At 69.0% G+C, this 21,306-nt stretch carries 18 protein-coding genes and 1 pseudogene; 7 read left to right on the top strand and 12 right to left on the bottom strand.

The window, feature by feature from the left end; genetic code table 11:
- Nucleotides 1–11: 11 nt before the first annotated feature.
- A complete protein-coding gene (prmA, locus tag ASD69_RS15760; protein WP_056180344.1) occupies nucleotides 12–932 on the bottom strand; it encodes a 50S ribosomal protein L11 methyltransferase in 921 nt (306 codons plus the stop codon).
- A gap of 258 nt (nucleotides 933–1,190) precedes the next feature.
- Between prmA and ASD69_RS15755 the strand changes: the two genes are divergently transcribed.
- Both ASD69_RS15755 and ASD69_RS15750 read left to right on the top strand, forming a co-directional pair.
- Nucleotides 1,191–2,201 carry a hypothetical protein gene (locus tag ASD69_RS15755; RefSeq protein ID WP_235567243.1) on the top strand — a complete coding sequence of 337 codons (1,011 nt, stop codon included), beginning with the start codon at nucleotides 1,191–1,193 and terminating at the stop codon, nucleotides 2,199–2,201.
- A pseudogene (locus tag ASD69_RS15750) lies at nucleotides 2,198–2,545 on the top strand (hypothetical protein); the annotation flags it as partial. The gene ASD69_RS15755 and the pseudogene ASD69_RS15750, both read left to right, overlap by 4 nt.
- 259 nt (nucleotides 2,546–2,804) lie before the next feature.
- Here the strand turns inward: ASD69_RS15750 and ASD69_RS15745 are convergent.
- The 9 genes from ASD69_RS15745 to ASD69_RS15705 form a co-directional block, all read right to left on the bottom strand.
- The gene (locus tag ASD69_RS15745; protein WP_157499231.1) at nucleotides 2,805–3,056 is read right to left on the bottom strand and encodes a hypothetical protein; all 252 of its coding nucleotides are present in this window, start codon (nucleotides 3,054–3,056) and stop codon (nucleotides 2,805–2,807) included.
- Between the two features lie 56 nt (nucleotides 3,057–3,112).
- On the bottom strand, nucleotides 3,113–4,480 hold the full coding sequence (gene accC, locus ASD69_RS15740) for an acetyl-CoA carboxylase biotin carboxylase subunit (protein WP_056180338.1): 1,368 nt from the start codon (nucleotides 4,478–4,480) through the stop codon (nucleotides 3,113–3,115).
- Nucleotides 4,473–4,910, bottom strand: a complete 438-nt coding sequence (locus ASD69_RS15735) for a four helix bundle protein (RefSeq protein WP_056180335.1) — start codon at nucleotides 4,908–4,910, stop codon at nucleotides 4,473–4,475. Before ASD69_RS15735 ends, accC begins: the two co-directional genes overlap by 8 nt.
- Before the next feature lie 27 nt (nucleotides 4,911–4,937).
- Nucleotides 4,938–5,417 carry an acetyl-CoA carboxylase biotin carboxyl carrier protein gene (accB, locus tag ASD69_RS15730; protein WP_056180332.1) on the bottom strand — a complete coding sequence of 160 codons (480 nt, stop codon included), beginning with the start codon at nucleotides 5,415–5,417 and terminating at the stop codon, nucleotides 4,938–4,940.
- 42 nt (nucleotides 5,418–5,459) lie between these two features.
- Nucleotides 5,460–5,906 (bottom strand): type II 3-dehydroquinate dehydratase, encoded by a 447-nt coding sequence (gene aroQ, locus ASD69_RS15725; protein ID WP_056180330.1) that lies wholly within the window; start codon nucleotides 5,904–5,906, stop codon nucleotides 5,460–5,462.
- Between the two features lie 244 nt (nucleotides 5,907–6,150).
- Nucleotides 6,151–6,753 (bottom strand): TlpA disulfide reductase family protein, encoded by a 603-nt coding sequence (locus ASD69_RS15720; RefSeq protein ID WP_056180327.1) that lies wholly within the window; start codon nucleotides 6,751–6,753, stop codon nucleotides 6,151–6,153.
- The gene (dsbD, locus tag ASD69_RS15715; RefSeq protein ID WP_056180323.1) at nucleotides 6,753–9,206 is read right to left on the bottom strand and encodes a protein-disulfide reductase DsbD; all 2,454 of its coding nucleotides are present in this window, start codon (nucleotides 9,204–9,206) and stop codon (nucleotides 6,753–6,755) included. Before dsbD ends, ASD69_RS15720 begins: the two co-directional genes overlap by 1 nt.
- Nucleotides 9,199–9,534, bottom strand: a complete 336-nt coding sequence (gene cutA / locus ASD69_RS15710) for a divalent-cation tolerance protein CutA (RefSeq protein WP_056180320.1) — start codon at nucleotides 9,532–9,534, stop codon at nucleotides 9,199–9,201. The genes dsbD and cutA overlap by 8 nt, the downstream gene beginning before the upstream one ends.
- Before the next feature lie 68 nt (nucleotides 9,535–9,602).
- Entirely contained in the window at nucleotides 9,603–10,535 is a 933-nt protein-coding gene (locus tag ASD69_RS15705; protein ID WP_082576556.1) for a LysR family transcriptional regulator, read from the bottom strand.
- A gap of 85 nt (nucleotides 10,536–10,620) precedes the next feature.
- On the opposite strand from ASD69_RS15705, the gene ASD69_RS15700 reads away from it, so the two are divergent.
- From ASD69_RS15700 to ASD69_RS15690, 3 genes are all read left to right on the top strand, one after another.
- The gene (locus ASD69_RS15700; RefSeq protein WP_056180316.1) at nucleotides 10,621–11,631 is read left to right on the top strand and encodes an NAD(P)-dependent alcohol dehydrogenase; all 1,011 of its coding nucleotides are present in this window, start codon (nucleotides 10,621–10,623) and stop codon (nucleotides 11,629–11,631) included.
- A 542-nt stretch (nucleotides 11,632–12,173) separates the two neighbouring features.
- The gene (locus ASD69_RS15695) at nucleotides 12,174–13,352 is read left to right on the top strand and encodes a hypothetical protein (RefSeq protein ID WP_056180312.1); all 1,179 of its coding nucleotides are present in this window, start codon (nucleotides 12,174–12,176) and stop codon (nucleotides 13,350–13,352) included.
- Complete coding sequence (locus tag ASD69_RS15690; protein WP_056180309.1) at nucleotides 13,352–15,451, top strand: WG repeat-containing protein; 2,100 nt, start codon at nucleotides 13,352–13,354, stop codon at nucleotides 15,449–15,451. Before ASD69_RS15695 ends, ASD69_RS15690 begins: the two co-directional genes overlap by 1 nt.
- Nucleotides 15,452–15,882: 431 nt before the next feature.
- Here ASD69_RS15690 and ASD69_RS15685 read toward each other — a convergent pair whose 3' ends face one another.
- Together ASD69_RS15685 and ASD69_RS22505 are read right to left on the bottom strand one after the other, a co-directional pair.
- Complete coding sequence (locus ASD69_RS15685) at nucleotides 15,883–17,661, bottom strand: endonuclease (RefSeq protein WP_056180306.1); 1,779 nt, start codon at nucleotides 17,659–17,661, stop codon at nucleotides 15,883–15,885.
- Nucleotides 17,662–17,746: 85 nt separating this feature from the next.
- The gene (locus ASD69_RS22505; RefSeq protein WP_082576554.1) at nucleotides 17,747–18,163 is read right to left on the bottom strand and encodes a helix-turn-helix transcriptional regulator; all 417 of its coding nucleotides are present in this window, start codon (nucleotides 18,161–18,163) and stop codon (nucleotides 17,747–17,749) included.
- 971 nt (nucleotides 18,164–19,134) lie between these two features.
- Here ASD69_RS22505 and ASD69_RS15675 point away from each other — a divergent pair.
- Nucleotides 19,135–19,422, top strand: a complete 288-nt coding sequence (locus tag ASD69_RS15675; protein ID WP_056180300.1) for a co-chaperone GroES — start codon at nucleotides 19,135–19,137, stop codon at nucleotides 19,420–19,422.
- 126 nt (nucleotides 19,423–19,548) lie between these two features.
- Nucleotides 19,549–21,189 (top strand): chaperonin GroEL, encoded by a 1,641-nt coding sequence (groL, locus tag ASD69_RS15670; protein ID WP_056180298.1) that lies wholly within the window; start codon nucleotides 19,549–19,551, stop codon nucleotides 21,187–21,189.
- The last annotated feature ends 117 nt before the right edge of the window (nucleotides 21,190–21,306 follow it).

The raw sequence follows: 21,306 nt of genomic DNA, 5'->3' as shown, positions 1-21,306 counted from the left end.
GCCCCCCTGACTCAGCGGCGACGCGTGCCCGTGACGCGCATCCAGTCTTCGAGGCGGTCGGCGCGCAGGTCTTCGAAGGCGTCGGCGTAGCGCGCCAGCACGTCTTCCTCCTGCCCGGCGAGGATGCCCGACAGCGCGATGCGGCCGCCCGGCGCGACGCGCGCGGCCAGGGTATCGGCCAGCGCGATCAGCGCCGAGGCGAGGATGTTGGCGACCACGATCGGGTAGGTCGCTACCGGCTCGTCCTGCGGCAGGTAGACCTGCACGCGTGCGGCCACGCCGTTGCGTTGCGCGTTGTCGGCGGTGGCGAGCAGGGCCTGCGGGTCGTTGTCGACGCCGATGGCGTGGGCGGCGCCGAGCTTGAGCGCGGCCAGCGCGAGGATGCCCGAGCCGCAGCCGAAATCGAGCACGCGGGCCTCGCCGAGCTGGCCGTCGGCGGCCAAGCCGTCCAGCCACTGCAGGCACAGCGCGGTGGTCGGATGGGTGCCGGAGCCGAAGGCCAGGCCCGGGTCGAGCCGGATCACCGCCGCGTCGGCGGCGTCGGCGCCCTCGGGCAGGTCGTGGTTCCAGGGCACGATCCAGGTCCGCGCGCCGAAATGCAGGGGCACGTACTGGTCCATCCAGGCGCGTTCCCAGTCCTGGTCCTCGACCGCGCGGAAGCGCGCCTGGGTCCAGTCCAGGCCGGCGTCGAAGGATTCCAACGCGGCCAGCAGCACCAGTGCGTCGGTCTCGTGCGGGAACAGCGCGCTGAGCACGATCTCGTCCCAAAGCGGGGTTTCGCCGACGCCGGGTTCGAGGATGGCGTGCTCGTCGTCGGTGTCGGCATCGGCGTCCAGCATGGTTACGGCCAGCGCACCGACGTCGTCCAGCGCGGTCTCGTAGCGGGGCTGCTCGGATTCGCGGCAACGCAGGGTCAGTTCGAGGAAGGGCATCGCGGTCGCAGCGGATAACGGGACCGCATTATCCCACCCTTGGCCGCGGTTCCGGTTCAGGTCGGGCCGCCGCCGCCGTTCGTGCCGCCGACGGCGCCGGTGGGCCGGCCGTTTCGGCGCCGGCTGACGGCTTGCTTTACTATTCGAGGTATCAGGGTGCCACCCGCTACCGCGCGCAGGCTGCGCGGCGAGGAAGGGCGGGCCCGCTGGCACCAGGCCGCAGGACCCAGCCCCGCACGCGGCGGAGATCAGGACCGAATGTCCGACTTGCTGACATCCCAGCTCGAGAAGCAGGCGCCGCCCGCGGCTCGGGCCGGCGTGTTCGCTTCCGTGCGGCCGATGTGGGCGGTGGCCGCCGTGGCCTTGCTGGCCGGTGGCGTCTTGTACGCGCGGCGCGGCCAGGTCGCGCCGGATGCGGCGCCCGAGAGCGCCGCGACCTCCGCCAGCGCGGTCGCCGGCGCGAGCGCGGGCACCGGCCATGGCGTGGGCGATGCGGAGGCCGACGCGCCCCAGCGCACGCGCGCGCTGACGCCGGCGCAGCGCTTGCGCGAGCGCTTCGAGCACAGCGACGATCTTTACGGTTACGCCCAGGAGCTCGGTGCGGCGGCGCGCGCGGGCGAGCCCGAATCGACCTGGATGCTCAGCCGCGTGCTCGACTACTGCGCCGGCTACGCCGCTTCGCCCGCCGACTACGGCCGCGATACCCAGGCCATCGCCGGCATGAACCTGCGCACCTCGGCGGCGATGGCGGCGGCGCGCAATCGCGTCGGCGAACGCTGCGCGCGGTTCACGCCCGCCGACGATCTGTCCTACGCGACCATCCAGCGCACCCGCATCCGCGCGGCCAAGGCCGGCAGCCTGCCGGCGGAAGCGGCGCTGATGGGCATGGACCAACCGCTGCAGAACGACGAAGCCTATGCGCGCGACCTGGTCGACCGGGTGCGCAATTCGCTGGACCCGGAGGCCTTCTTCGCGATCTCGCCGAAGATGGGCATCGCCTCCAGCGGTCGCAAGAATTTTTACGGACCGGTGGCCGGTACCCAGTTCTCGGAACTGGCCTGGCAGCTGGCCGCTTGCAAACTGGGGTTGGATTGCAGCCCCAACAGCGTGCTGATGACGACTTATTGCGCCAACGGAGGTATCTGCTCGCAGGACCCGAACCAGGACTTCAGCAGCTTCGTATTCGATGCGGCGGTGCCGCGCCAGGGAACCGAAGTGATGAACGACATGGTCAACGGTCTTGTCGGCGGAACGAGGATAACCAAATGAAAGACAAGCGCTTCGTACACAAGGCCAAGCTGGGCTTCTGGGTGCTGCTGTTCGCCGCCTATTCGGTGGGTGCGGCCGGGGTCGTGATCGACGTGCTCGCCGACGACTACAGCGAGCTGTCGCAGGTCGCGGTGACCACGGTGCACTCGCCCGAACAGACCCGGCGCGCGAGCTCGGCGCAGATCGCGGCGATGTATCGCGCCCAGAGCGGCACGCCGTTCTCGTCGCTGCCCCCCGGAAGCACCTTCAAGGTGGTCTGGCCCGACGGCTCCAGCGAGTACGTGATGATCGTCAGCCCGGCGTCGAGTTCCGGCGCGCAGCCGATCCAGGGCACGCAGTCGCGTGCGCAGGGCGGCCCGATCACGGTGCCCGCGCCCGGCGGCCTGGACGGCGTCAGTGTCGGCGACCTGGGCGAAGTCGGCGAGGTCAAGGTGCCGCGCCAGTTGGATTGAGCGCGCGCATCGTCGCGCCGCCAGGGCCGCGCCGCGGATCGAATGCGAATCCGCGACGGTCGCTCATCCCAGGCGCTAGCGCGCGCCGGGACGCTTGAACCGCAGGGCCGCCTACTGGGCGGCCCTGATCGTTTCCGCCATCGGCCGCCGATCAGGTTGGATCGCGAATAGCCCGATAGACGCCGATGCCGAGGAAGAGGCCGATCTGGCATAGCAGCAGCGCCAGCCAAGCTGCCTTGATGACGATCAGGACCAGCGCGGACAGCGCGATCGACATCAAGGCCCACCAGTAGCTGTAGTCGTACTGCGCGCCCACCGACTCGATGCGGCCCGCGCGAAAGAACGTGACCGCGCACACCAGGGCCAGCACCACTTCGATACTGATGCCCACAGGCTTCCCCATGCGAAGACGGCGCCGGTGTTCCAGCGCCGTCGGAAGGTCCGCTACCGGCGATCGGATCAGACGATCGAGATCGACTTTTCCTTCTGTTCCTTGAGGCGCTTTTCCAGGTAATGGATGTTCATGCCGCCCTGCTGGAAACCGGCGTCGGACAGGATCCGCTGCTGCAGCGGAATGTTGGTCTTGATGCCGTCCACGACCATCTCGCTCAGGGCCACGCGCATGCGCGCGATCGCGGTTTCGCGGTCGGGGCCGTGCACGATCAGCTTGCCGATCATCGAGTCGTAGTTGGCCGGAACGCGGTAGCCCTCGTAGATGTGGCTGTCCACGCGCACGCCCGGGCCGCCTGGGGCGTGAAAGTGCTGGATCAGGCCGGGGCTGGGCAGGAAGCTGTCCGGGTCCTCGGCGTTGATGCGGCATTCGATCGCGTGGCCGGACAGCACCACGTCGCTTTGCTTGATGGACAGCTTGTGGCCGGCGGCGATCATCAACTGCTCGCGCACCAGGTCGATGCCGGTGACCAGCTCGGTGACCGGGTGCTCGACCTGGATGCGGGTGTTCATTTCGATGAAGTAGAAGCGGCCGTTCTCGTACAGGAACTCGAACGTGCCCGCGCCGCGGTAGCCGATGCGGATGCAGGCCTCGACGCAGACCTTGCCGATCTCGGCGCGCTGCTCGAGGCTGATGCCCGGCGCCGGCGCTTCCTCGACCACCTTCTGGTGGCGGCGCTGCATCGAGCAGTCGCGTTCGCCCAGGTGGATCGCGTTGCCCTGGCCGTCGGCGAGGACCTGGATCTCGACATGGCGCGGGTTCTCGAGGAACTTCTCCATGTAGACCATGTCGTTGCCGAACGCGGCCTTGGCCTCGGACTTGGTGGTCTGGATCGCGGCGTTGAGGTGGGCCTCGGTGTGGACCACGCGCATGCCGCGACCGCCGCCGCCGCCGGCGGCCTTGACGATGATCGGGTAGCCGATCTCGCGCGCGATCTTGATGTTGGTGGCGTTGTCGTCGCCGAGCGGGCCGCCGCTGCCGGGCACGCAGGGCACGCCGGCGTCCTTCATCGCGCGGATCGCCTCGACCTTGTCGCCCATCAGGCGGATGGTGTCGGCCTTGGGCCCGATGAAGATGAAGCCCGACTGCTCGACGCGCTCGGCGAAGTCGGCGTTCTCGCTGAGGAAGCCGTAGCCGGGGTGGATCGCCTGGGCGTCGGTGACTTCGGCCGCGGCGATGATCGAGGCCATGTTGAGGTAGCTCTCGGTCGACGGCGCGGGGCCGATGCAGACCGACTCGTCGGCCATGGCGACGTGCTTGAGATTGCGGTCGACGGTGGAATGCACCGCGACCGTGCGAATGCCCAGCGCGTGGCAGGCGCGCAGGATCCGCAACGCGATTTCGCCGCGATTGGCGATGACGACTTTATCAAGCATGGGATTTGGGATTCGAGATTAGGGATTCGTAAGGCGCGTGCGTCTCACTGACGGCGCGCGGCGATGAGTCGAGTGAGCGGATCAAGGCATTTAGACGGGCGAACGTTCGGTCCATCAGGTCGGCGTCCGTGGCGTCCTCGGTGAGGTAACCGACGCGGCGCGCGATCTCGTACTGAGTGCTGACCTCGGCGAGCGAGCCGCGCGCTATCGCTAGGAATCGCAGGTACTCCTGCCGCGAGCGACGCGCTGCGCCTTCGGCAATGTTCGACGGAACGCTTACGGCGGCTCTGCGCAATTGCAAGGCCAGACCCAATCGCTCCGTGTCGGGAAATGAAGCCGTGATCCGGTAGATCGATTCGACCAGCAACATAGCATCGCGCCAGACCTCAAGGCGCTCATGCGGCCGCTGGTTTTCCGAATCCCTAATCACGAATCCCGAATCCCGTCGTGATCGGCCTTAGCCGATCACGAAGAGCGGCTGATCGAACTCGATCGGCTGGCCGCTCTCGGCCATCACCTTGAGTACGGTGCCGGACACGTCGGCCTCGATCGGGTTGAACATCTTCATCGCCTCGATGATGCCCAGGGTGTCGCCGGCCTTGACCGCCTGGCCGACGCTGACGAAGGCGGGTTTGTCCGGCGACGGCGAGGTGTAGAAGGTGCCGACCATGGGCGCGCGCACCACGTGGCCATCGGGCAGGTCGTTGGCGGGCTTGGCGCTGCCGCCGGTGGCCGCTTCGGTGGGCGAGTGCATCGGCATCGCCTGCGGCGGGCGCTCGGCCATCGGCGCGGCCTGCATCATCGGCTGGGCCACGGCGTAGCCGCCCTTGGGCGTGCGCGCCAGGCGCACCGACTCTTCGCCCTCCTTGATCTCGATCTCGGCGAGGTTGGATTCCTCGAGCAGGTCGATGAGTTTCTTGATTTTGCGCAGGTCCATGGGCGGGCCTCAGGTAATGCCCCGGGCGACGGGGCGGTGGTTTCAGGATTGGGGATCGAGCCGCTGCAGCGCGGCATCCAGAGCGTAGCGGTAGCTGTCCGCGCCGAAGCCGCAGATCACGCCCAGCGCCAGATCGCTGAAGTAGCTGGTGCGGCGGAAGTCTTCGCGGCGGTGCGGGTTGGACAGGTGGATCTCGATGAAGGGGATCGCCACCGCGGCCAGGGCGTCGCGCAGGGCCACGCTGGTGTGGGTGAACGCGGCCGGGTTGATCAGGATCAGGGCGGTGCCGTCCTCGCGCGCGGCCTGCACGCGGTCCACCAGCACGTGCTCGGCGTTGGACTGCAGGCTGTCGTAGCGGTGCCCGGCGGCCTCGGTGCGGCCGCGCAGGTCGGCATCGATCTGCGCCAGCGTGGTGCGGCCGTAGACCTCCGGCTCGCGCGTGCCGAGCAGGTTGAGGTTGGGGCCGTGCAGGACCAGAAGCGTCGCCATCGGAACCGGAGCGGTGGCCTTCAAAGGGCGGCAGTGTGCGTGAAGGCCGGTGCCATGTCCAGAAGTTCGCCGCCAAATCGGCGAAGTTGTTACGATTTAAGCGGTTGTTTGAGTGGCGACTCTAAATTTCCCGGCGCCCGGGCACGTTGCCGGCGCAATCGCCGACGATGGCGCGGGGAGGCGGCGCGATGGGCGTAGGGGCAAGGTGGCGCCGGCGAGGCCGGCTGTCAATCCGGGGCCTGGCTCACTGTGCCGAGCCGACCCAGGCCTCGAGTTCGCCGGGTTCGAACGGCCCGATCTTCTGCTTCAGCAGCCGCCCCTCGGCCGAGACCAGGGCGGTGTAGGGCAGCACGCCCTTGGGGTTGCCCAACTGCACGCCGGCGTCGCGCGGGCCGGCCCGGTCCAGCAGGATCGGGTAGCGCACCGGCACCCGGCGCAGGAATTCGCGCACCGCATCGGCGTCGTCCAGGGCGATCCCGACCACCTGGGTGCCGGTCGCGCCCTGCTGGGCGGCATAACGGTCCAGTTCGGGCATTTCCTGGATGCAGGGGCCGCACCAGCTGGCCCAGAGATTGATCAGCACCGGCCGGCCCGGGTACGCCGAGGGCAGACGCAGCGGCTTGCCGTCTAGCGTAGGCAGCTCGATCACCGGCACCGGTGCGCCGCGCGAGGCCACGGCCAGGCCCTGCGGCGGCGCGGGCGCGGTCGAGGCGATCACGCCCTGCAGCACGCGCTGCCCAGCCTCGGTGCGCAGCAGCGGACCGGGGCCGTTGAGCCAGATCCCGAGACCGGCGCCGAGCGCGCCGGCGATGCCGGCGACCAGCAGGACTTTCGCGGTCGACCCCATCAGCGCGCGCGCCGCGCGCGTTCGACGAACTTGGGCGCTTCCTCGAAACCGAACAGGCGCAGCTCGCGACGCTCGGCGCCGCCGGTGTAGTACAGCGTGGCCGGCGGGCCGTGGATGCCCAGGCGCTTCATCAGCGCGGCGTCGAGCTCGTCGTTGGCGGTCACGTCGGCCTTGAGCAGGACGAAGCCGGACAGCGCCTCGTGCACCGTGGGCTCGGTGAAGGTGTACTTCTCCATCTCTTTGCAGGACACGCACCAGTCGGCGTAGAAATCCAGCATCAACGGCTGGCCGGCGGTCTGGGCCGCGGCGACCTCGCGATCGAGATCGGCCACCGATTTGATGGTGCGGAACGGCAGCTCGCGATGCGCGGCGCCGCCGCCGCGCAAGCCGGCCAACGGCTGCAGCGGATCGCTGCCGCCGGCCAGGGCGCCGACGATCTGGGCGGCGCCGGTCAGGCCCAGCAGCAGCGCCGCGGTCCAGCCCAGCGCGCGCAGACCTCCGCTAGCGCCGGCGCGGCTGGCGACCAGGCCGATCGCGGCGGCCGCGCCGCACAGCAGCGCGCCCCACAAGGCCAGCACGAACGGGCCGGGCAGGATGCGCGACAGCATCCACACCGCCAGGCCCAGGAACACGAAGCCGAACGCGCGCTGCACGCCCACCATCCACGGCCCGCTGGTCGGCACGCCCTTGCCCGCGGCCACGCCGAACGCGAGCAGCGGCACGCCCATGCCCAGGGCCAGCAGGAACAGGGCCGCGCCGCCGAACCACTGGTCGCCGCTCTGGCCGATGTAGAGCATCGCCGCCGCCAGCGGCGGCGCCACGCAGGGGCCGACGATCAGCGAGGACAACGCGCCCATCGCCGCCACGCCCAGCCAGGAGCCGCCACGCTGGCGGTCGCTGAGGCTGCCCAGGCGATTGCGCAGCGCGGCCGGCATCTGCAGTTCGTAGAGGCCGAAGCTGGACAGCGCCAGCAGCACGAACAGCAGCGAGAAGGCGACGATCACCCACGGGGTCTGGAACAGGATCTGCAAGTTGGCGCCGACACTGGCCGCGATCACGCCGGCGATCGCGAACACCACCGCGTTGGCCAGCACGTACACCAGCGACAGCGAGAACGCGCGGCGCACGCCGATGCCCGGGCCGTGGCCGGCGATCAGGCCCGACAGGATCGGGATCATCGGCAGCACGCAGGGCGTGAACGACAGACCCACGCCCATCGCCAGGAACACCAGCAGGGTGAACCAGCGGTTGGGGCCGGACAGAGCGGCGGCGAGCAGGCTGTCTTCGGCTTGCTCGGGGGCCTGGGTGGACGCGGATTGGATCGCGGCCACATCGGCTTGCGCTGCACGCACATCGGCGCCGGTTTGCGTGGCGGCGGACGATGCAGGGTCCGCGAGCGCCGTCGCCGCTTCGGCGTCGGCTGCCAGAGCGGCGCCAGCGGCTTCCGGATTGGCGGCGTCCGTCGCCGCGACCGCCGGATCCACCGCGATCTTGCCGCGCGGCAGATCGATCGAGACGGTGCGCGTCATCGGCGGATAGCAGATGCCGTCGGTCTGGCAGCCCATGAAGTGCGCGGTCAGCACGAACTTGGCGGCGTCCTCGCGCGTGCGCCGCAGCGGCAGCGGCACGTCGATCTGCTCGAAGAACACGATGACCTGGCCGAAGTGCTCGTCGCGGTGCGCGCTGCCGCGCGGCCATTGCGGCGCGCCCAGGGCGATGCCGGCCTTGCTCGCGGCCGCGTCCAGCTTGAACGAGGTCTTGTCGCGGTACAGGTAATAGCCGCGCGCCGGGGTGAAGCGCAGCAGCAGGGTGTTGCCGTCGCCGGGGATGGCCTCGAAACCGAAGGCCTGTTCCGGCGGCAGCGGCAGCGCATCGGCGCCGGCCGCGGCGCTGGGCGCGTTGCCGAGCAGGCCGCCGCCCAGCGGCGGCGCGCCGCCTGCGCCGGTGTTGCCGAACGCGACCAGGGGTTCGTCGTTGCCGGCCGCCGCGTTCGCGGCCGCGGGCAGGTTCACGCTGACGTTGCGCGTCACCGGCGGGTAGCAGATGCCGGCGTCGGCGCAGCCCTGGTACTTGATCTGCAGATCGACGCGGGTGGCGCCGGCGCGGCCGGGCAGGGTCGCGCTCAGGGCCTTGCGGTAGGTCTCGACTTCGCCGAAGAACTCGTCCTTGTGCTTGTCGCCCGTGGGCAGCTGCAGCGCCTGCGCCGCGAACGCGGGGTCGGCCTTGACCGAGATGCGGTGCTTATAAAGGTAGTAACCCTCGGCGATCTTCCAGCGCAGCACGATGCGGTCGGCGGCAGGCGCCTCCGCGCTCAGCACGAAGGCCTGTTCGACCGGCAGCAGATCGGACTCGTCGATCGCCAGGGCCGGGCCGGCCAGGGACAGGCCGAGGACGAGCGCAGCGGCGGCGTAACCGGCGCGCGCGCGCCGGAGCAAGGCTTTCAGTTCAGTCATCGTCACGAGTCTGTTCGGCCACCCAGTGCAGGTACTGGGGCAGGCCGCCGCAGGCTTCGACCGCGACAGCCTCCGGCAGTTCATAGGGATGCAGCGCCCGCAGGCGCTCGATCAGGGCGTCCAGGCGGTCGGCGCTGGTCTTGATCAGCAACTGCACCTCGTCCGCGCTTTCCACCTGGCCCTGCCAGCGATAGGTCGAGCGCAGGCCGGGCAGGCGGCTCACGCAGGCGGCCAGCCGTTCGCCGACCAGCGCTTGCGCGATCGCGTCGGCGCTGGCGACATCGGGGCAGCTGCTGAAGACCAGGCGGACGGGCGAGGGTGCGGGCATGAGGGGCGCAGTGTAATGCCCGCCCCTGGGCGCGGCGACCGTGGAGGCGGCCACGGACCGTTCCGCGCTCAGCCGCCGGCGAGCAGGCGTTCCCAGTGCGCGGGCCGGCCGATCGCTTCCTCCAGGAAGTCGATGAAGACCTCGACCTTGCGCGGCCGGTACTCGCGCCCCGGATAGACCGCGTAGAGGCCGATCGGGACCAGGCTCCAGTCCGGCAGCACCTCGCACAGGCGGCCGTCGGCGAGTTCCTGGGCGACGGCGAAGGTCGCGGTCTGCAGGATGCCGCCGCCGTGCAGGGCGGCGTCGACCAGGGGCGCGCCGTAGTTCGAACGCAGGCGCCCGCGCACCGGCACCCGCAAGGTCTCGCGGCCGCGGTGGAATTCCCAGGTCGCCACATCGCGGAACAGGGTGTAGTGCAGGCAGTCGTGGCCGACCAGCTCGCCGGGCGCGCGCGGTGCGCCGCGGCGCTGCAGGTAGTCGGGCGAGGCGACCAGGATGCGGCGGGTGTCGGCTAGCCGGCGCGCGACCAGGCGCGAATCGTCGAGCGCGCCGATCCGGATCGCCAGGTCGTAACCCTCGCCGATCAGGTCGACGTAGCGGTCGTCGAACTGGGCGTCCAGGGCGATGCCGGGCCAGCGCTGCAGGAACGCGGGCAGGCGCGGCATCACGTACAGGCGGCCGAAGTTCATCGGCAGCGACACCCGCAGCTCGCCGCGCGGTTCGCCGCCCAGGTCGTGCACGCGCTCAGCCGCCGAGGCGATCTGGGCCAGCGCGGGCGCGATCTGGGCGTAGTAGTCGCGGCCGGATTCGGTGAGGCTGAGGCGGCGGGTCGAACGGTTCAGCAGCTTGGCGCCCAGCCGGGTCTCCAGTGCGTGCAGCCGGCGCGTGATCGCGCCGGTGGTCACGCCCAGCTGGCGCGCGGCGGTGGTGAAGCTGCCCTGGGTGAGGATGGCCTCGAAGGCCTCGAGCTCGGAGTACAGGCCGCCCAACATTATTGACATTCACTCAATGATGAGTTGATTAGCTGATCCTATATCTACTTCTGTCTCAACAATAGCCTGTGTCTCCCCGATCCGGAGACATCCCATGGACGCTTACCAATTGCAGGGCCACCACCTGGACAGCCTGCGCCAAGTGCGCCTGCCCGAGCCCGCGCCCGGCCCCGGCGAGGTGCGGATCCGCACCGAGGCGGCCTCGATCAACTACCGCGACTACGCCCTGGCCACCGGTCTCTACCAGCCCGGGCTGGCGCGCCCCTTCGTGCCGCTGTCCGACGGCGTCGGCCGGATCGAGGCGCTGGGCGAGGGCGTGAGCGGCCTGCAGGTCGGCGACCGCGTGCTCGGCCACTACACGACCACCTGGCTGGACGGTCCCTTCCGCTCCGAGAACCATGCCCACAAGCTCGGCGGCCCGCGCGACGGCTGGCTCGCGCGTTCGATCGTGCTGCCCGCCGCCGCGGTGCTGCCGGCGCCGGCCTACCTCAGCGCCGCCCAGGCCGCGACCTTGCCGGTGTCGGGCCTGACCGCCTGGGCGGCCCTGCGCAAACTCGAACTCGCGCCCGGTGCGAGCCTGCTGGTGCAGGGCAGCGGCAGCGTGTCGCTGATGGCCATGCAGTTGGCGGTGGCGCGCGGCGTGCGGGTGATCGCGACCAGCGCCGACCCGGCCAAGGCCGAACGCCTGCGCGCGCTGGGCGCCAGTGCGGTGATCGATTACCGCCAGCGCCCCGACCTGGCCGCGGCGGTGCGCGAACTCACCGACGGTCGCGGCGTCGACGGCATCGTGGACGTGGTCGGCGGCCCGGGCTTGATCGAATTGCTGGGCGCCGCCGCCGACAACGCCCACATCGCCATCGTCGGTTTTCTCAACGGCTTCGAAGTCGCCGGCAATCTGATCGCGCCGATCATGGCCCACCAGCTCAACATCCACGGCGTCAGCGTCGGCAGCGCGCGCGACTTCGCGGAGTTCCTGGCCGAGCTCGAACGCCACCGAATCGAACCGGTGGTGGGCGAGGTGTTCGGCTTCGACGACGCCCCCGCCGCGATCGCCTCGGTCGCGCAGCAGCGCGTATTGGGCAAGCCGGTGATCGTGTTCGATTGATCGAGCTTCGCGGCCAAGGCGAAGCGAACGTTCAGCGTACCCGCAATGCGCGAACCCCGCCCCCTGTAGGAGCGGCGCAAGCCGCGACCGCGCAGTAACCGAAGTCGCGCGGTCGCSACTCACGTCGCTCCTACMCCAAAGCCCGCGCTGCGATACGTGGAGGCGGCGTTGCTGCGAACAGGCGACGACGGTTCCCCTGTCGTGGAGGCGGCGTTGCTGCGAACAGGCGACGACGGTTCCCCTGTGGGAGCGGCGTGAGCCGCGATCGCGTCGTAGCCGCAGTAGCGCAGTCGCSACTCACGTCGCTCCTACCCCAAAGCCCGCGCKGCGATAYGTGGAGGMGGCGTYGCTGCGAACAGGCGACGACGGTTCCCCTCTGGGAGCGGCGTGAGCCGCGATCGCGTCGTAGCCGCAGTAGCGCAGTCGCGACTCACGTCGCTCCTAACCCAAAGCCCACGCACATCATCGACAGCTGCGATCCGCCGCCGGGCCGCGCATCGCGCCGGGTTATCCTGAGCGCCCGACTCGCAACAGGATCGTGCATGGCGTCGCATCAAGGACGGTGGTGGTGGTCGCTATGCCTGTTCGCCGCCGCCGCGCCCGCGGCAGAGCGCCCGCAATGGCTGCCTTTCATGGGCGGCGAAACCAGCCAGGCGCATGCGATCCATCTGTCGACGCAGAAGCTGCGCCCGGACGGGCTGCTGGAATCGGCCAGCCGCTATCCGCGCACGTCCGCCGCCGGTTGGACCGCCGAGCAGCACCAGCGCGGCTGGTACGAATATCTGGAACGCCTGATCGATTGCGAAAGTGGCCTCTACGTCGACACCGCGCTGTCCTTGCTCGATCGCGACAACCACCTGGTCGCGCGCCGCGAAACCCGCCGCGACGACCAGTTGCAGCAGATCGCGCTGACCCGCTCCGATGTGGCCGCGCATCGCTGGCCCAGCCACAGCGAAATCTGGCTCGCCTGCGCGGCCAGCCGCGATCCCGCGGTCGGCGCCGATGCGCGTTCGACGATGAGCGACAACGGCGGGCACTATGCCTACGACTTCGAGGCGATCGGCGCTTCGCTTCCGTCGGACGGCAACGGCCTATACGAACGTTTGCGCGCGCAGTACGACGCCGAGCGGGCACGCGACTCGATGCCGTCGCCGCGGCCCGCGAGCCCGGTGGCGGGACCTTACCAAGGCGCGCCGTGGCTGACCGTTGGCGACCACGAGGCCGGCGCCTGGCACGTGGCCGGCCTGCGCCATCGCGGCGGCGGCACGATCGAGGTCGCGCAGCGCGCGGGGCACGACCGACAGCCGCCGCCTGCGCTGCCCGACGATGCAGACCTGCGCATCGAGTACAAGATCGACTGCCGCACCGGCCTCACCGTGCCGGTAGCCAAGGCCTACTACGCCGCCGACAGCGAGCGCCTGTTGCTGCGCACGTCCACGCCGGTGTTCGACACCGTGCAGACCCTCTCGCACGACGCCCAAGGGGCGAGTGCCTGGACGCCCTGGTTGGGCCCGTCGATACCGGGCGACGCGGCCGCCTTGTGCGTCGCCGCCGCCGCGCGCTGCAACGGCGGAAAGGCGCAGGCGCCGGGAACGCTGTTCGAGATCGATCCTGAAGACTTGCCCGCCGCCAGCGGCGCGCCCTTGCTGCTCGCGGCGCGCGCGCGCTGGCTCGCGCATCGCGACGGCTTCGTTCCTGCCTGCCTCATTGGAGTTCCCTGATGCGTATCCGCCCCTTGCTGCTGGCCACCGCGCTGCCGTTGGCCGCTTTCGCCGCCGCGGCGCAGGAGCCGCCGCTGCAGATCTTCTCGGTCAAGAACGAGTTGACGCGCTGGCGCGGCGATGGCCTGCGCGACGCCCAGGGCCGCGTGGTGCTGGCGCCGGCCGGTTTGCTCACCGCGCTCGGCAACGGCGGCTTCATGGCCCAGCGCGACGGCGCCTACTGGTTGTACGACGCGCGCGGCGCGCGCATCGGTGGCCCCTACGACAGTTTGGAGGTGGTCGATCCAGCCGTGGATGCCTTGATCGTCGGGGTCGGCGGCAGCCCGGTGCTGGGCGGCGACGGTGGCTTGATCGATGGCCGCGGCCAAACACTGATGGCGCCGGTTCAGAAGGATTTGCGCTACCTGCCGGGCACCCGCTTGTTCTCGTTCGAACAGGCGCGGCGCTGGGGGCTGGCCGACGCGCGCGGCCAGATCGTGGTCAAGCCGATCCTCGACAGCGTCAACGATGCGCCGGGCGCGGTGCTGGTCGGCGACGCCGGTCGGCAGGGCCTGATGGACCGCACGGGCCGCTATGTGGTGCCGTTGAACGAACACCTAGTGTCCTCGCTCAACGACAGCGCCGGCGCCGCCACGGGCTACTTCGCCGTGTGCGATGGCCAACGATCGAGCTGTCGTGGCGTCGACGGCGCCGGCCGGCCGATCCTGGGCGGGCGTACCTTCTCCGAAGCGACGTTTCATCGCGACCTCGCGCGCTGGGTCATCACGCCGGCGCGCGAGCCGGCGGCGACGGTCGCGGCCGACGATCCGGTGGTCGCCGCCGTGGCGGTACAGCCGGGCTGGACCCTGGCCGACGAGCAAGGCCGCACCCTGGCCACGTTCGACTGCGGTTACCCGTACCGCGCCGGCGGCCTGTTCCGCGGCGCGCGCGCCAAAAGCGATGCCGGCGACTGCCTCTGGGGCCTGGTCGACCGCGATGGCAAATGGCGCGTGCCGGCGCGTTACGACTCGATCGAGCCGGCCCACAACGCCTGGGGCGTGAATGCGGAAACGCCGGAGGCGAAGGCCGACGAATACGAGGTCGGCATCGAAGGCGAGGACCGCGTGCGCCGTTACGGAATGCTCGCCGCGGATGGCAGCGAAGTGCTGCCGCCGCGCTACGCGCAGATGTACGACCGCTATCCCGAACTCGGCCTGTACGTGGTGCGCCAGGGCGACAAGATCGGTTTGGTCGATCGCCAGGGCCGCTGGCGTGTGGAGCCCCGCTATAGCGAGACCGCGCCGAACTCCAGCCTGCCGCTGCCCTATCTGATGTTGAGCGAGCGCGACGACGACGGCGACGGCCCGCAGCGCGAGCGCGACTCGCTCATTGACCTGCGCACCGGCAAACCCGTATTCGCCGGCGACTACGAGTTTCTGAGCGTCGGGTACGACTTCCGCTGGGAGAAGCTCGGCCTGCCCTGGGAAGAGTTCGCCGTCGTCGAGGCCAGGCGCAACGGCAAGTACGGCGCGCTCGATCTGCAGGGCCACGTGATCGTTCCGTTCGAGTACGACAGGTTGGAGGGTCTGGACGCCTGGGGGCGGCTGCAGCCGATGCGCGGAGAACGCGAATTGCCCTGGGTGTCCGGATTGGGGCCGCAACGCAGCGCGCGCCTGCACGAGGCGCTGTCGCGCAAGTTGCGCACGGAGCCGGCGCCGTACGCCAGCGAGGGGGCGCCGTACGCCGGACGCTACGTGCCCGCCGACTATCGCAGCGCCGAGCAGGTGCGCGTGGCGGTCGCCGCGGGTCGTTTGTCGCGCGCGGTCGCGCCGCTGCTGTTGCTGGACGCGGACACGGTGATCTTCGACCTGGACATGATCACCAGCAAGCAGCGGCCGGATTTCGAGTTCCTGGAGTACTACTGCGCGCGCGACGACGGTTTCGACATTCCCTTGCCGGCGGCGGCGACGTTCGAGAACGCCTGCGAGGACCCGGCCGCGCCGAAACTCGAATTCCGCGCGCGCGCCGACCAGGCCTGGGACTGCGCGAACTGCGCGCGCCAGGGCCTGCCCACGCAATGGGTGCGCACCGATCCCGCGCCGGATGCGGCGATGCCGTAAGACGCGCGAACGACCGCGGGATCTTCGCGGGTCCTTGGCGAAGTCGTGCGCCGCGACCGTGCAAGGCGACCACGATCCTGTGCTGTAGCAGCGGCGCAAGCCGCGACCGCGCCGTAGCCGAAGTGGCGCAGTCGCGGCTCACGCCGCGCCTACCCCAAAGCCCGCGCGGCGATATTCGCAGGAGACGTTGGTGCGAACAGGTGGCGACGGTTCCCCTGTGGGAGCGGCGTGAGCCGCGATCGCGTGGTGGCCGAAGTGGCGTCATCGCGGCTCACGCCGCTCCCACAGAAAGCGGCAGGCCATCGCTGCGAGTAGGCCATCGCTGCGAGTAGGCACCTGCAGCTAGGGAAGGCCTCTCCCGCTGGTTCTGTCTTCCCAAAAAACGAACGCCCGCATCTCGCGGGCGCTCGTCATAGCGGCAGTAGCCGCGATTACGGAATCAACACGCAGCTAGCCGGCTTGCTCGAAGTGAACAACGCATTGCTCGCCCACTCCGGATGATCGATGAAGGGATTGCGGTTGCCCTGGAAGCTGAAGATCACTTCGTTGCGTTCCAGTTCGGCGGCGTCCGGCGGATCCTGGGTGTGCCAGGCCAGCAGCGTGCTCAGCAGGCCCATATAAGCCGGCGAGGACGAGGTGATCACGATCTTGCTGCGGTCGTCGGTGAGCTCCAGATCCGGCTCGCCCTGGCCGGTGACCGGATGGCTGTCGCCTTCGTAGCGGATCGCCATGTACAGCACCGCACGCGCCATGTTGCCCTTCATGTGGTTCCAGACCTGGAACGAGCCGGCGTTGCCGTCGGGCGTCTTGACCCAGTTGGAATTGCCCGGATACACGCCGCTACCGCCGCCGTAGCCGGCGTTGGCCTCGGTGATGCGCTCGCCGCAACCGCTGGCCAGGGTGCAGTCCGCGTACGGCTTGTTGCCGCGGTCGGCGTTCCAGGTCGCGTCGGTCAGGTACAGCATGTGGGTGTCGGTGTAGGGCGCGTAGGGCAGACCGAGGTTGCCGGTGGTGCTGCCGAAGCCCAGCGAGTTCGGCCAGGTGTGCTCGCGGTTGTACTTCAGGCCGCTGCCGCTGCCCGCGCGGTCGGTGACCTTGAGGTAGCTGCGGTTGCGATAGGCGTCGAGGATGCGGCCGGAATTGTTCGGATCCTCGTCGGCGATCTCCAGGATGGTCCAGGTGTTGGTGGTGCCGCCGCTGTAGGGATAAACCGTGTGGCCCTTGATGGTCTCGTGCAGCGAGCAGCGCAGCTGGCTGGCGCTGCTGGTGTTGACGTGGGCGTAGTAACCGCCGCCACCGCCGCCGCTGGCCACGCTGAAGTTGACCACGGTGTTGGCGGACGGATGCGCGCCGCCGCTGTCGGTGACCTGCGCGGCGACCACGGTGTAGGTACAGCTCTCGCCCGCGACCAGCGCGGTGCCGGTGGAGGCGGTGAAGCTGGTGCCGCTGGACGGGTAGGTCAGCGCGATCGTGCCCGAGCTCGCGCACTGCAGCGTGAGCGCGCCGCTGCCCAGGGTCACCGCTTCGCTGAAGCTGACCGCCAGATCGCCGGCGGCCGGGAAGCTGTTGCTGCCGTTGGCCGGTGTGGTCGAGGTCACGGTCGGCGCCGGGTTCGGCGTCGAGAACGTCTGGCCGGCGTTGCAGGCGCCGAAGCTCTGCGCGGCGGAGGCCTGCCAAGTGAAGTTGGCGTAAGTGCTGCCGCTGCCCGACAGGCGCAGCGAGGTGCCGGCCGCCGTCGAGCCGCTTTCGGAGACCGGCAGGTTGGTGCTTGTCATGCCCGCGGCCGGGCCGCTGGAAGCGGTGATCGCGCCCTCGTAGCTGAGGAACTGGACCACGTTGCCGCTGCCGTCGACCAGCGCGAAGCCGTCGTTGCTGCCGTTCTGGATGCCGTTGGTGGGATAGCTCAGCACGCCGATGCGCACGCTGCCGCCGCAGGACACCAGGCTGCCGGCGGGCAGCAGGTCGTTGTCGTAACTGGTGGCGGCCGACGGCGTCGAGCCGTTGTACAGATAGATGCGGTAATTGCTGAGGGTTTCGCCGGCGGTGGCGACGACCTCGATCTTCTCGCCGACGTCGCCCGCGGAGGTGGCGTCGTCGTAGTGGAATTCGTTGATGAAGACGGCGGCCGGCGCGGCGGTGGGCAGCGCGGCGGCCATCAGCAGGCTCAGGCAGGACAGGCTCAGACAGGAACGACGTAATGACAACGACATTGGGCGACTCCCTTTCCCCAGGTAGTCGCCGGAGTCTAGTCGGCCTTTGTGACATCGTCTGCCGCAGCGCAGCAGGCGGCGTCGTCTACAAGACCACCCGTGTGCCCTTGGTGAGCGTGGCCCGTGGACGGCCGGTGCGCAGCTCGGCCAGCTGCTCGGCGATTTCCACCAGCGGCGCCTTGGACTTGGTCGGGGTGTCGCGGAAGGCCACGATCAGGCGCAGTTCCAGCGGGTCCTCGACCAGCAGGGCGTCGGCGGCGGCCACCGAATCCATTTCGGTGTCGGCCGACAGGTTCATCTTGCCGCGCCCCGTCGCCAGCCATTCGAACTGCACGCCGGTAATCAGCGCGACCTCGCGCAGATGCGCGACGCTGGGGAATTTGCCCTGCGCGCTTTCCCAGTGGCCGACCGCGCTACGCTGCACGCCGACGGCCGAACCCAGGGCTGCTTGCGACATGCCGGCGTGGCGCCGGGCCAGTCGAATCCGTTGTTGAGGCGTCATCCTTGCGCTCCTTGCTAGGTGGGTTAGGGGTTTTTGCCTAAGAAATAGCCATTTGCTACCAAAAGTCACTAGGCGACCAATAGAGAGGAGACCTTGTGTGCTTTCGGTAGCAATATGAGCTTACTGGGTGGTCGTAAGTCAATGGTGACGGCGTTCATGCTTTCGCGGTGCCACCAGGAGTCGGCAGATTTCGCGACCAGGCACCTAGAAAATGTGACGTGGAGTGAACACCATCCACTCACGCCAACAAGGATGTGGGCAAACGACACGAGGTCGGTTCGGGGGAAGGGGCGCAGGATCGCGCCATGCTGAGGACGGCCGTCTCCGCACCAAAGAGCGCGTTCCACGGGACGCGCTCTTTTCTTTTGGGCGATCGGAACGCGCGCGAACGATGCGCAGCGCGATGCGAATCGCAAGCCAGCTTCCACTCGATGCTTCGATTGCGCCTGCTTTGGGGCAGGAGCGGCGTAAGCCGCGAGCGGGCCACCACTGCGACGACGCGATCGCGGCTTACGCCGCTCCCACACGGACAGATGCGTTTGCGGGCGATGCATTCGATGCGTCCGGGTCCAGGGGCGGGCGCGGGCCGGCCTGTCGTGGTGCCTGCCGTGGGTGTGGGGCCTGCTTTGGGGTAGGAGCGGCGCAAGCCGCGACCGCGCGACTTCGGCGGCGACGCGGTCGCGGCTTGCACCGCTGCTACAGGGAGGGACTGCCGCCACCGCCGCCGCTCCAGCATGAGAGGCCTCCGCCTCCGCTCCAGCACGAGGGCTCCCGCCGCCGCCCGAAGGCTGCGCGGGCCTACCGCCCGGCGGCCAATCGCATCCCGGCGCTTGAAAAGCCCCGCCGCCGCCCCATCTCGTGGCTATCCCGGTTCGCCGGGCGTTTTTTGTCCCCGGCATTGGCACTCCGCCGGGGCGACTGCTAAAATTACCGTTCTTTCTCCACCCATTCAGTCACTTACAGAGGTCGCCATGAATCTCAAGCCGCTTTACGACCGCGTTGTGGTCAAGCCGATCGAAGCCGACGAAGTCTCCGCCGGCGGCATCATCATCCCCGACGCCGCCAAGGAAAAGTCGACCAAGGGCGAAGTCGTCGCCGTCGGCGAAGGCAAGGCCCTGGACAACGGCAGCCTGCGCGCGCCGAAGCTCAAGGTCGGCGACAAGGTCATCTACGGCCAGTACTCGGGCAGCTCCTACAAGCAGGACGGCATCGAATACAAGATCCTCAAGGAAGACGACGTCCTCGCGATCGTCGGCTAAGAGCCGAGATTCGGGATTGGAGATTCGGGATTCGTAAAGCGCTTGCGCTGTGATCCCGCCCAACCCGACGTCTGCTCCCGCTCTTGCCAATCCCGAATCCCAAATCTCAAATCCCGGAGTTTCAAAATGGCTGCCAAAGAAATTCGTTTCGGTGAGGACGCTCGCGCCAAGATGGTGCGCGGCGTCAACGTGCTCGCCAATGCCGTCAAGGCCACCCTCGGTCCGAAGGGCCGCAACGTCGTGCTCGAGAAGAGCTTCGGCGCGCCGACGATCACCAAGGACGGCGTGTCCGTCGCCAAGGAGATCGAACTGGCCGACAAGTTCGAGAACATGGGCGCGCAGATGGTGAAGGAAGTCGCTTCCAAGACCTCCGACAACGCCGGCGACGGCACCACCACCGCGACCGTGCTGGCCCAGGCGCTGATCCGCGAGGGCATGAAGGCGGTCGCCGCCGGCATGAACCCGATGGACCTCAAGCGCGGCATCGACAAGGCCGTGATCGGCGCCGTCGAAGAGCTGAAGAAGATCTCCAAGCCGTCGTCGACGAGCAAGGAAATCGCCCAGGTCGGCGCGATCTCGGCCAACTCCGACGCCGACATCGGCGACCTGATCGCCCAGGCGATGGACAAGGTCGGCAAGGAAGGCGTGATCACCGTCGAGGACGGTTCGGGTCTGGAGAACGAGCTCGACGTCGTCGAGGGCATGCAGTTCGACCGCGGCTACCTGTCGCCGTACTTCATCAACAACCAGCAGTCGATGTCGGCCGAGCTGGACGACCCGTTCGTGCTGCTGTACGACAAGAAGATCTCCAACGTGCGCGACCTGCTGCCGGTGCTGGAAGGCGTCGCCAAGGCCGGTAAGCCGCTGCTGATCGTCGCCGAGGAAGTCGAAGGCGAAGCGCTGGCGACCCTGGTGGTCAACACCATCCGCGGCATCGTCAAGGTCTGCGCCGTCAAGGCCCCGGGCTTCGGCGACCGTCGCAAGGCGATGCTGGAAGACATGGCCGTGCTGACCGGCGGCACCGTGATCTCCGAGGAAGTCGGCCTGCAGCTCGAGAAGGCCACGATCAAGGATCTGGGCCGCGCCAAGAAGGTGCAGGTCTCCAAGGAGAACACCACCATCATCGACGGCGCCGGCGACGGCGACTCGATCCAGGCCCGCATCAAGCAGATCAAGGCCCAGATCGAAGAGACCTCGTCGGACTACGACCGCGAGAAGCTGCAGGAGCGCGTGGCCAAGCTGGCCGGCGGCGTTGCGGTGATCAAGGTCGGCGCTTCGACCGAGATCGAGATGAAGGAAAAGAAGGCACGCGTTGAAGACGCGCTGCACGCCACCCGCGCTGCCGTGGAAGAAGGCATCGTCCCGGGCGGCGGCGTCGCGCTGCTGCGCGCCAAGGCCGCGATCGCGGGCCTGAAGGGCGCCAACGAAGACCAGAACCACGGCATCCAGATCGCCCTGCGCGCGATGGAAGCCCCGCTGCGCGAGATCGTCACCAACGCCGGCGAAGAGCCCTCCGTCATCCTCAACAAGGTGCAGGAAGGTTCGGGCGCGTTCGGTTACAACGCCGCCAACGGCGAATACGGCGACATGCTCGAGTTCGGCATCCTGGACCCGACCAAGGTCACCCGCACCGCGCTGCAGAACGCGGCTTCGATCGCCGGTCTGATGATCACGACCGAGGCGATGGTCGCCGAGCTGCCGAAGAAGGACGAGCCGGCGATGCCGGGCGGCGGTGGCATGGGCGGCATGGGCGGCATGGATTTCTAAGTCCGTAACACCCGCAAAACGCAAACGAAAAGCCCCGCAGCGATGCGGGGCTTTTTTGTTGCGCGCGATCGCGGCCATTTGCGGCGCGCCGTCGATCTGACTAGGCTCGAACGACGG

The organism is Lysobacter sp. Root604, from assembly GCF_001427505.1.
In the GTDB taxonomy this organism is placed as follows: domain Bacteria; phylum Pseudomonadota; class Gammaproteobacteria; order Xanthomonadales; family Xanthomonadaceae; genus Lysobacter.
Note: the sequence above shows the minus strand (reverse complement) of the source record. Positions and strands in the feature narration are given on the sequence as shown.

Bases quoted from the DNA above. Each gene is read 5' to 3' on its own strand.
- prmA (WP_056180344.1), bottom strand. From the start codon at position 932: ATGCCCTTCCTCGAACTGACCCTGCGTTGCCGCGAATCCGAGCAGCCC.
- ASD69_RS15755 (WP_235567243.1), top strand. From the start codon at position 1,191: ATGTCCGACTTGCTGACATCCCAGCTCGAGAAGCAGGCGCCGCCCGCG.
- ASD69_RS15745 (WP_157499231.1), bottom strand. From the start codon at position 3,056: ATGGGGAAGCCTGTGGGCATCAGTATCGAAGTGGTGCTGGCCCTGGTG.
- accC (WP_056180338.1), bottom strand. From the start codon at position 4,480: ATGCTTGATAAAGTCGTCATCGCCAATCGCGGCGAAATCGCGTTGCGG.
- accB (WP_056180332.1), bottom strand. From the start codon at position 5,417: ATGGACCTGCGCAAAATCAAGAAACTCATCGACCTGCTCGAGGAATCC.
- aroQ (WP_056180330.1), bottom strand. From the start codon at position 5,906: ATGGCGACGCTTCTGGTCCTGCACGGCCCCAACCTCAACCTGCTCGGC.
- ASD69_RS15720 (WP_056180327.1), bottom strand. From the start codon at position 6,753: ATGGGGTCGACCGCGAAAGTCCTGCTGGTCGCCGGCATCGCCGGCGCG.
- dsbD (WP_056180323.1), bottom strand. From the start codon at position 9,206: ATGACTGAACTGAAAGCCTTGCTCCGGCGCGCGCGCGCCGGTTACGCC.
- cutA (WP_056180320.1), bottom strand. From the start codon at position 9,534: ATGCCCGCACCCTCGCCCGTCCGCCTGGTCTTCAGCAGCTGCCCCGAT.
- ASD69_RS15705 (WP_082576556.1), bottom strand. From the start codon at position 10,535: ATGTCAATAATGTTGGGCGGCCTGTACTCCGAGCTCGAGGCCTTCGAG.
- ASD69_RS15700 (WP_056180316.1), top strand. From the start codon at position 10,621: ATGGACGCTTACCAATTGCAGGGCCACCACCTGGACAGCCTGCGCCAA.
- ASD69_RS15695 (WP_056180312.1), top strand. From the start codon at position 12,174: ATGGCGTCGCATCAAGGACGGTGGTGGTGGTCGCTATGCCTGTTCGCC.
- ASD69_RS15690 (WP_056180309.1), top strand. From the start codon at position 13,352: ATGCGTATCCGCCCCTTGCTGCTGGCCACCGCGCTGCCGTTGGCCGCT.
- ASD69_RS15685 (WP_056180306.1), bottom strand. From the start codon at position 17,661: ATGTCGTTGTCATTACGTCGTTCCTGTCTGAGCCTGTCCTGCCTGAGC.
- ASD69_RS22505 (WP_082576554.1), bottom strand. From the start codon at position 18,163: ATGACGCCTCAACAACGGATTCGACTGGCCCGGCGCCACGCCGGCATG.
- ASD69_RS15675 (WP_056180300.1), top strand. From the start codon at position 19,135: ATGAATCTCAAGCCGCTTTACGACCGCGTTGTGGTCAAGCCGATCGAA.
- groL (WP_056180298.1), top strand. From the start codon at position 19,549: ATGGCTGCCAAAGAAATTCGTTTCGGTGAGGACGCTCGCGCCAAGATG.